At 72.0% G+C, this 2161-nt stretch carries 3 protein-coding genes; all 3 read left to right on the top strand.

Translation table 11 applies throughout. The annotated features are described in order from the left end of the window. The first annotated feature begins 80 nt into the window (after window positions 1-80). The 3 genes from ACY45C_RS18670 to ACY45C_RS18660 all read left to right on the top strand — a co-directional run bounded on the left by ACY45C_RS18670 (window position 81) and on the right by ACY45C_RS18660 (window position 1913). Entirely contained in the window at window positions 81-581 is a 501-nt protein-coding gene (locus tag ACY45C_RS18670; protein WP_462188864.1) for a DUF3817 domain-containing protein, read from the top strand. Window positions 582-870: 289 nt separating this feature from the next. Further along, window positions 871-1122, top strand: a complete 252-nt coding sequence (locus ACY45C_RS18665) for a hypothetical protein (protein ID WP_462188863.1) — start codon at window positions 871-873, stop codon at window positions 1120-1122. 137 nt (window positions 1123-1259) lie between these two features. Further along, window positions 1260-1913, top strand: coding sequence for a DUF3000 domain-containing protein (locus ACY45C_RS18660; protein WP_462188862.1), 654 nt, complete (start codon window positions 1260-1262; stop codon window positions 1911-1913). The last annotated feature ends 248 nt before the right edge of the window (window positions 1914-2161 follow it).

The following is a 2161-nucleotide window of genomic DNA, read 5'->3' as shown; positions in this document are numbered from 1 at the left end:
GAAGAACTTCCAGATCCGGCCGGTGCCGGGCGCTCCCGTCCGTCGAGGCCGCGCCGGCGGACGGGGACGAACGATCGGACGTGACGAATCCCGCGGTCGCCGTGGCATGCCACGGCGCGTCCCGGGTTCCGGCACTCCAGGGCACCCGGACAGTGGAACACCTCGGTGTCATCCGCTACGACGCCATCCCCTACGACGAGGAGTCGCCGATGACCGGTCGTGCCCCGAGCGGCGCCTCCCAGCCCCTTGCCCTGGCCCGCGTCGTCTCGCTCGCCGAGGCGTCGTCCTTCCTCTTGCTGCTCGTCGCGACCGCGATCAAATACGGTGCCGACTACCCGATCGGCGTGCGGATCCTCGGCCCGGTCCATGGCGTGCTCTTCCTCATCTATTGCGCCCTCATCGGCTACCTCTCGGTGGTCGGGCGCTGGCGCCGTAAGCGGACCGTGCTCGCGCTGATCGCCGCGGTGCTGCCCGTCGCCCCGTTCTTCGTCGAGCGGCACTGGCTGCGTGGCGACGCCGCCCGGCTGGGCGACGCAGAGCCGGCACGTCCCACCTCGAAGCCGGCCGGCCAGGCGGGCTGAGCCGAGGGCTGGCCCGGCCCCACCGCCCCACAGACCGGGCGATCCGCCCCGCACCGCCCCGAGACGGGCTCACGCGACACGCCGGAGAGAATGCACGGACATCCGCCCGTCCCGTGGCACCGTCAGTCCAGTCGGAATTGGGGTAGAGGGTGCGCGTCATCCCGCGTTCCCCCTCCCGCCGGCCGTGGCGAGTGGCGCGCGATCCGTGGTTATGCGCCCACCACGATCCAACGGTACGCATCACGGGCAGACGTGCGCGGGGAGTGGTGGTCGAGTGGAACAGGTCCGGGTGAGCGCCGAGGATCACATCGTTCTCGTCTGCATCGCATGCGGCGACGAGCGCATCTTCGAGCAACCCCCGTGCTCCGACGGGCACGGTGACGACTGCCCGGAGTGGGCCTGCACCTCCTGTGGCGCCGCGGTGCTGGTCGGGCCGGCCCCCGCGGAGCGGCCGACGGCCCGGCCGAGGCCCGTGCGCGAGACCCCCGCAGTCCGGGATCTCCGCGGCCGCGATCGTGCCGCCGCGCGGATCCCGGCGTGAGCCTGCACAGTTCCGCCCCTCAGCCGGGGTACTCCGGACACCGGCTCACCGGTTCCCGCCCGCACGCAACGGGACCGAAACCGTACGCTCCGACGTCCGGCCAGCATGATCAAGACCGACGTCCTACCGTTGCCGTCATGGGGGTCGCGCAGTCATCCGAGGCGAGCCCTCCGATCTTCCTCGCGGTCACCAACGCCCTGCGCGCGGGGATCGCGCGGCTGCGCCCGGAGGTGGCGGTGCACGAGGTGGCGGCGCCCACCCGGGTCGCGCCGTTCTCCTTCGCTCTGGCCGGTGGGCTGACCGGGGACGAGGCCGACACCGCGGCCGGCCGGCTCATCCTGCTCATGGATCCTCAGGGACAGCCGGCCTGGCAGGGCACGGCCCGCATCGTCTGCTACGCCCGCGCGAGCATCGACCGGGAGATCGCCGGCGATCCCCTGCTTGCCGAGGTCGCCTGGTCGTGGCTGCGGGAATCGTTGGAGGCGCACGGCGCGGGCGTGCGCGCCCTGGGCGGCACGGTCACGGCCACCGCGTCACAACGCTTCGGCGTGCTCGCGGCCGACGGGGACAGCTTCGCCGTGGAGCTGCGCTGCTCCTGGTCACCCGACTGGGCGGAGACCACCCTCGCATCCGACCTCGGCCCCGCAGGGCCGGGCGCGCAGGGCCGGGCGCCCTGGAGCGCCTCGGCGACGGCCGCCCACCTGCTCGCGTTCGGCGACCTGCTCGCGGCCATGGCCGGCCTTCCCCCACAACTGTCCGGAGTCATCACACTACCAACCCGCCGGGGTTGACCGCGTCACACCGGCCCGCCGGACGGACAGCACCGCACCACCCACCGCGCGCCGCGGCCGACCCTCCACCGCACGCACCTCCCATCACCGAGTCGTTACAAAGCGTATAAATAACGCGATTCGCTGTAGGACACGGCTACCTCTGCCAGGATTCAGACGTACGATCACTGATCGTGACGTCGACGGTTCCTGAATCAACACAGCGGGTCAGCGGGGGTGTCAGCGCAGAGGTGGAGGTACAGTCCAGC

This window comes from Frankia sp. CcWB2 (assembly GCF_977927585.1).
This window is presented reverse-complemented; position numbering and strand designations above follow the sequence as displayed.